5 protein-coding genes are annotated in these 7,092 nt (G+C 37.8%); 3 read left to right on the plus strand and 2 right to left on the minus strand.

Features of this window, described 5'->3' with window-relative positions; all coding sequences use genetic code 11:
- Window positions 1-108 precede the first annotated feature (108 nt).
- On the plus strand, window positions 109-1,350 hold the full coding sequence (locus EHQ24_RS03080; protein WP_341867221.1) for an OmpA family protein: 1,242 nt from the start codon (window positions 109-111) through the stop codon (window positions 1,348-1,350).
- A 41-nt stretch (window positions 1,351-1,391) separates the two neighbouring features.
- Here the strand turns inward: EHQ24_RS03080 and EHQ24_RS03085 are convergent, their stop codons facing one another.
- Entirely contained in the window at window positions 1,392-2,915 is a 1,524-nt protein-coding gene (locus EHQ24_RS03085) for a malate:quinone oxidoreductase (RefSeq protein WP_135600223.1), read from the minus strand.
- A 70-nt stretch (window positions 2,916-2,985) separates the two neighbouring features.
- Here EHQ24_RS03085 and EHQ24_RS03090 point away from each other — a divergent pair, with 70 nt between their 5' ends.
- Both EHQ24_RS03090 and EHQ24_RS03095 read left to right on the plus strand, forming a co-directional pair.
- Entirely contained in the window at window positions 2,986-4,185 is a 1,200-nt protein-coding gene (locus EHQ24_RS03090; RefSeq protein WP_135600224.1) for a metallophosphoesterase, read from the plus strand.
- A 138-nt stretch (window positions 4,186-4,323) separates the two neighbouring features.
- Window positions 4,324-6,105 carry a methyl-accepting chemotaxis protein gene (locus EHQ24_RS03095; protein ID WP_135600225.1) on the plus strand — a complete coding sequence of 594 codons (1,782 nt, stop codon included), beginning with the start codon at window positions 4,324-4,326 and terminating at the stop codon, window positions 6,103-6,105.
- A gap of 9 nt (window positions 6,106-6,114) precedes the next feature.
- On the opposite strand, the gene EHQ24_RS03100 is transcribed toward EHQ24_RS03095, so the two are convergent.
- Complete coding sequence (locus EHQ24_RS03100; protein WP_135600226.1) at window positions 6,115-6,687, minus strand: hypothetical protein; 573 nt, start codon at window positions 6,685-6,687, stop codon at window positions 6,115-6,117.
- Window positions 6,688-7,092 lie beyond the last annotated feature (405 nt).

Genomic DNA, 7,092 nt, shown 5'->3' on the forward strand with positions numbered 1-7,092 from the left:
TACCTCATGATAAGGACGAGATTGGCCTTATGGTTTGTGACATGATTTGAAAAAAAAATTTAGGCTTGATTTAACACCTGATACTTTTCAAAATCACTCATGCAGAAAATGAATTGGAAAAATTTTCTTATTTTGTACGGATTTTTACTTCATATCCCTTTTTCCTTCCTTTATAGCCAAGGTTTCGATCGCGGAAAATTAATTCTATATGGGAACGGTGGTGGAGGGATTGGTTCCAATTCTGGCACCATGGAGAAAAAAGTAGAAGAAAATAATTTCCCTACTAATTTGGTCGTCAATTCCCCCTACACAACTCTGACATCTAATTTCGCAAATTATTATATATTGCAAACTCTTGTCAAAAACCAAACTCAACTTTCTAGTAATGTCGGTGAGTTGGGATTTGAATATGGTCTCTTTCGATATATTGGGATCGGACTTTCTGCATCCTACCAGTCAATTACTGCATCAAAATTTAGAAGCGTAGACCAAAGGGACATTGCGCTTTTTGCTTTAGGATCACCTGAATATGGAACTTTGCTTAGGCGATTGAATGATGGTGAAATTTACGGTTTGGCACTTCAAAGGAAAAGAGAAATTTTCTCTGCACCTTCGGCAGATTTAAGTTTGTTTTTTCACCTCCAACCCAATAATCCAACGGATCCTTATTTTCGGGTTGGTGGTGGATCGGGATACGAATACAAACATGGGGGAGCCACCAATCGTGTGTTTGGTGCTTTCGGTGTAAGATACCATGTGAACCATAGATTTTTCTTAAATGCTGAAGTAGAACATTCAAATGTATATATGGTTAAATATGAAGCACCTAATTCTGGTTTTAGAAACAAAGGAAATTTCGAAGAAACTTTTGTAAAATTTGGTATGGGAGTTTCCTTCTCAGTTTTGGGTTCAAATACTCCGGAACCTGAAATCAAAACAACTAAGGTTGTAGATTCTGTTAGTCCAGAAATTCCAATCCAAACAAAAGAACCAGTAGTGGAGAACAAACTAGATCGTTTTGTATTCCTCGCTAGTGAGATCTTTGATTTGCCAACAAGTCGGATCCATTTAGAAGGACGAGCAAGATTAGATGCAATTGCTCGCAGTTTAGAAAATGAATACAAAGATTTTGATGTGCAAGTGATTACTTATACAACTCCCTTTAGGGAAGATGTTCCGGGAAATTATGAAAATTATGATTTGGGGTTTGAACGTTCCCAAGCCATCTCCAGAGTGCTTCGCGAAAAGGGTGTGAATTCCAAAAGGATTATCGATTCCACACAAGGTTCTGCCATGTACAATGTGGACTCCAAAGAAAAAGTAGTGATTGAGCTTAGAAAAAAGAATTAGTTTTTTAAAAGCTCAAAAGACATGATCTTCGATTTTAGGCCTTAGGCCCGGGAGCTAACACCTGCTCCTCGGTTTAATTCTAAAAGTTCTTCCGTCTTTTTTCTGCTGGAAATACAAACTTCAGGATCTTCTTTCATTGATTCCCCGAAACTGGGGATCATTGTTTTTAATTTAGATTTCCATTCATCAGATTGCATTTCTTTAGGAAAACAATCGGCCAACACTTCTAACATAATTGAAACCGAGGTGGAGGCACCTGGACTTGCTCCCAGAAGGGCTGCGAGAGATCCGTCTTTGGCAGAAACAACTTCTGTTCCGAATTCCAAAACCCCGCCTTCTTCTTCATCTTTTTTGATGACTTGAACTCTTTGTCCCGCCACCACCAATTCCCAATCTTCCGATTTTACCTCAGGAAAATATTCTCTGAGAGCATCGATACGGTCTTCATGGGACTGCATGGCTTGGCTGATTAAATATTTTGTTAAAGGTAGGTTGTGCATTCCGGCAGATAACATTGGGAAAATATTATCAAATTCCAAAGACTTTACTAAATCTAAGTAAGATCCTTTTTTTAAGAATTTAGTCGTAAAACCAGCGTAAGGCCCAAAAAGTAATTCTTTTTTCCCTTCAATGATTCTTGTATCCAAATGCGGTACAGACATAGGCGGAGAACCTACATTGGCTTTGCCGTAAACTTTTGCAAAATGTTGTTTGATCACATCGCGATTGCGACAACGTAACCATTGGCCACTCACAGGAAATCCTCCGAACCCAGCAGCCTCTGGGATATCCGATTTTTCTAAGAGGGGAAGACTTCCCCCTCCCGCACCAATAAATACAAATTTTGCTTCATGATGTTCTTTTTCATGTGTTTGAATGTTATTCGAAGTTAGGTGCCAAAATCCATTTTCCCCACGTTCCAAATCTTTTACATCTTCAAAGTAATGTACATGGACATCGGGAAAACTTTCTAAATACCGAAACATGGCCCTTGTCAATGTTCCAAAGTTCACATCGGTTCCCAGTTCCATCTTGGTTGCCGCTAGTGGTTCTGAACTTTCTCTACCTTTCATTACAAGAGGAAGCCATTCGGTCAATGTATCCTTATCTTCTGTATAAACTAGGTCTTTAAAAAGCTCATATTTGGTTAGGGCTTCGAAACGTTTTTTAAGGAAAGACACATTTTCTTCCCCCCAAACAAAACTATAATGAGGAACGGAATGGATGAATTCATCGGCATCTAAAATTCGTTTGGTGCCAGAAAGGTAAGCCCAGAATTCTTTGGAAATTTCAAACCATTCTGCTATTTGCAGGGCTTTTTTGGTTTGGATGGATCCATCTTCGTTTTCGATTGTGTAGTTCAATTCACAAAATGCAGAATGTCCGGTACCCGCATTGTTCCAAGCGTTGGAACTTTCTCTTGCTGCTGCATCCAATCTTTCTAATACGGTAATTGTTAGGTGGGGAGCAAGTTCTTTCAAAAGAACTCCTAGTGTGGCACTCATAATTCCTGCACCGATGAGTATCACATCGGACTTCGTTCGAACTGTATCTTTTTCTTTCATCCTAAACCTTCTATAAAAATAACTGCAACTTTCCTGAATTCCACCCTGTCCAAAGATTAGGGTAATTTGATTGAAAGCATTCTTCCTATTTTTGTCCGTTCTGACATCCTTACTCGGATTTATCTATTATTATTCTACCTTTCGTTTAATCTCAGGACTTTCACTGAATGGACCCTTAGTTACGTTGATTTTATTTGGAATTGGGGCACTGGTTCTCCTCGTTCCCCTGACTTATGTAATGAGCAGGATCTCCAAAAGAGAAAAAACCCAAACTTTTTTTGCCTATGTCACCTTCACCAACTTTGGATTTTTTTCCATTCTATTCACATTGGTACTTCTCATGGATTTACTCCGTCTGGCGGACTTAGGGATCATCACCCAGTATTCTCAAATTTTGTTTTCCAGTTTGCTTCGATTTGGATTTCCCATTGATGGAGTGACTGAAGTAAAAAACTTTAGTTTGGCTTTCTCTACCATTGCCTTGGCAACGGCTCTTAGTTCTCTTGGTTTTTATAATGCCCATGTTCGTTTGCGATACAAACGAGTTAAAATTCCTGTAAAGGACTTACATCCTGATTTGCATGAATTTAAAATTGTGCAGATCTCGGATGTTCATATTGGTTCGACCATTAAGGAAAAGTTTTTACGCCGTGTTGTCAGTAAAATCAATTTACAAACTCCAGATGTGGTTGTGATTACCGGAGATTTGGTAGATGGGCCCGCATCCACTCTCAAACACCATCTAAAGCCGCTTGCTGATATCAAATCCAAATATGGAACATTTTATGTGACTGGGAATCATGAATACTATTCGGGGGTACTTTCTTGGTTACCGGAAATTGAAAAATTAGGAATCCATATTTTACTGAATCAGAACCAAACTCTGAATGTGGGCAATGCTAAGTTGCTTATGGCTGGAGTGACCGATCTAACTGCTGGATCTATGATCAAATCCCACCAAACAGACCCAAAACGAGCCATGGAAGGTGGTGAATCTTGTGATTATAAGGTTTTATTGGCCCACCAACCCAATAGCATCTATGAAGCTAACAAAGTTGGATTCGATTTACAAATTTCTGGACATACGCATGGCGGACAATTTTTTCCAGGTAACATTTTGATTTATTTAGCTCAAAAATTTGTCTCTGGATTACACCGGTACCAGAACACACAAATTTATGTGAGTCGAGGTACTGGGTATTGGGGACCTCCATTCCGATTGGGTGCACCATCGGAAATTTCTATTTTAGAACTTCAACCTATTGAATGAAATACACTTTCGGTTGAGATAAAAACGAATCCTGAACGATCCCTTAGTTTTGTTTTCATAAGAAAAAATTATGAAAATAGGTGAAGTCTCTTGGGATTTCTTAAAATATAGACAAATCAGAAGGCGGGTGTGCGGCAAATGACAGAGAATCGATTGATTAGAAAATTGACAGTTGCCATTGAAGCTCCCTTATACTTATTAATTTTTCCTTACTTCATCAACTTTTGTTTATTTGCATCAAGTTTTGATTCAGAAACTCTCATCAAACTTGCAATCATCGGAACTCTTTTATCCCTTGTTCCTTTGGTTGTGGGGATAACCCTTCGAAACAAAAGACTCAAACGTTTGTTGGACTATTCCAAAGAAAATGACTATAATACTTTAGTTGGATTAAAAAAAGGATTACTCGAACATCCTCATTGGGAAGGAAGGGTTATCCTCATTCGTTGGACTGTTTCCATTTTTGGATTTTCTTTTTTTGCCGTTACAGTTTTGGATCTCCCATGGAAAGAAATCATGGCATTACCCTATGCTTGTATGATGCTTATGCCAATCATCTACCTTGCATTTTATTTCCAAACAGAAGTGTATTTGAGTCCTGTACTAAAGGCAAAAATTTTGGCTGAAATCCTTTTGGACGAATCTAAATTTCGAATTTTCGGTGTTTTTCAAAGAAATCTTTTTACCATGATTGCTGTCGCATTATTACCAATGTTGACTTTTGGTTATTATTTGTTTCTCATCCTTCTTGCAGATTTCAGGTCTCCCTATTGGTTCTATCAAATGCCCATAGTTTTTGGGATGATGGTTGTGATTATGATTTATGCCGCTTATATTGGTAGTAAATCTTTAAAAGATGATATTGGAAATTTAAACCATTCGATTGAAAAACTATCAAAAGGGGAACTTGCAGAAACCATTCCCCAACTTTCGGCAACAAACCTAAGCCATACCATTACCAAATTAAATTTATTTATGGATTCGTTACGGAAGTATTTTCAAACCGCAAAACAGGAAGCAGTTTCACTTTCCGAAACTTCAAAAGTCATTTTGGATAAAGGTGGTTTGATTGATTCACAAGTTGTTTCAGAAAAAAACAAACTTGATTCCACTTTTGAATCAGTCAACCAAATCCAAAATCTTTCCAAGGCAACGTATGAACGTGTCCTTTCCCAAAAAGCCAAAACTAATTTTTTAGCTACAGAACTCACTCGTGTCACAGAAGAGATGACCAATCTTTCTAAAAAAGCAGATGAGTTAGCACAAAACACCGTACATTCGATTGGAACGGTAAAGGTGGCAAAAGACGCCATCCAGTCCGCTTATGAAAAAGTAGAAATGATGAACCAGATGAGCGAAAATATCAAAGCCGCCATTTCTATCGTAGAAGATATATCAGATCGGGTGAATTTACTTTCTTTAAATGCATCCATTGAGGCTGCACGTGCTGGTTCCATGGGACGGGGATTTGCTGTAGTGGCAGGAGAAGTATCTCGACTTGCGGATGAAACAGCAAAAAATATAGAAGAAATCAAACGAGTGGTGAAGTTATCACAAGTGGCTTCTAAAGAAAGTTTGGAATCTATGAAAGAAATCATCTCCACCAATGAAGATGTAAAATCTAAATTTGAAGAGATTTCTCAGGTAGTTCAAATGTTTGGTCGAACCAGTGAAACCAGTTCTGACAATGTGAAATCTCTGAAAGATCTGGTAGGAGAGTTTCAATTCGATGCAGAAAAAATCACTGGAGAGATGGAGTTACAAACCATTTACACAGAAACATCTACTACCAATTTGCAAGAATTATGGGAAAATCATTCTCAAATCTCAACTACATTTGGCGAAATTTCGGAGGAAGCAGATCGTTTGCAAAAAGTTTCTGATTCTATGGAAAAAATTGTTTCCAGGTTTCGGTTTTGAAGTCTATGCCTACCGATAAAATTTTAATGTCATACCATTCGCATTGATTTCAGTCACAGACTTTAATTCTTTTTCTGAACCTGCTAACTCGAGTAATTTGGTCGTCCTTTTTCCTTCTTGAGTTTCCCAACCAATCCCACAAATTTCACCGTCTGTTGTCTTTAGATATAATCTAGTGCTAGAATAGGGGATGTTGTTTCCCCAATTGATTTGGTAATAAGTAGTGCAATCTGCTTTTATGATAGGAACACCTGTTACTTCCACTTGAGAAAAACGATTTCCCGAATCGTAAAGTTCTACCTGACGAAGGTCTGTTGGGTATTGATTAGTCACCGTTGTGCAAGCAATACCTGGTATGTTTCCTGTACACTGGTTGATTCGATCCTGCTCTTCGGATTCTTTTGCCATGATGATGGATGCTAAGGAGAGGGGAATGAGTCCCGATTCTTTAGTTTCCTCTTTGCAGAAAAACAATCCGAATGAATTGATTAATGCAAACGTGAGTAAGATTGTTTTTAATCCACTTTTCTGATTCTTTTTAAATAATAATTCTTGGGTTTGATTCGGATTATTTTTTCGCATGGTTATTTAACCATTAGTATAACAATAGTTCGAGTCAACTGTTTTGTGTTAGAAAATTAAAACCAAGCATGAGTTTTGCGAACTATGGGCATATGTTTGTTGTTTGGGAAGAATGAGAATATTTCGTTTGGATTGTCTGCTGAGTTTTACATTACCCCTATATAAATTAGTATAAAATGTTTATCTAATTCAATTAAGCATAACAATTGTTCCATTTGTCTTCAAGTCTCTTCAAAAAACCAATGAGACATAATCGATTCGTCGTATTTCCCGCCCTTTTACCCTGCTGAAAGCCTGATCTTTCTTCGTAAAAAAAATGCAAAATGTCTCATTACCTTGGACAATTTTTACAATAGATGATTGACTTGTGGTGTACATTCCCAATGATGGTGAAACGGTGATTGA

The organism is Leptospira noumeaensis (assembly GCF_004770765.1).
GTDB lineage: Bacteria > Spirochaetota > Leptospiria > Leptospirales > Leptospiraceae > Leptospira_A > Leptospira_A noumeaensis.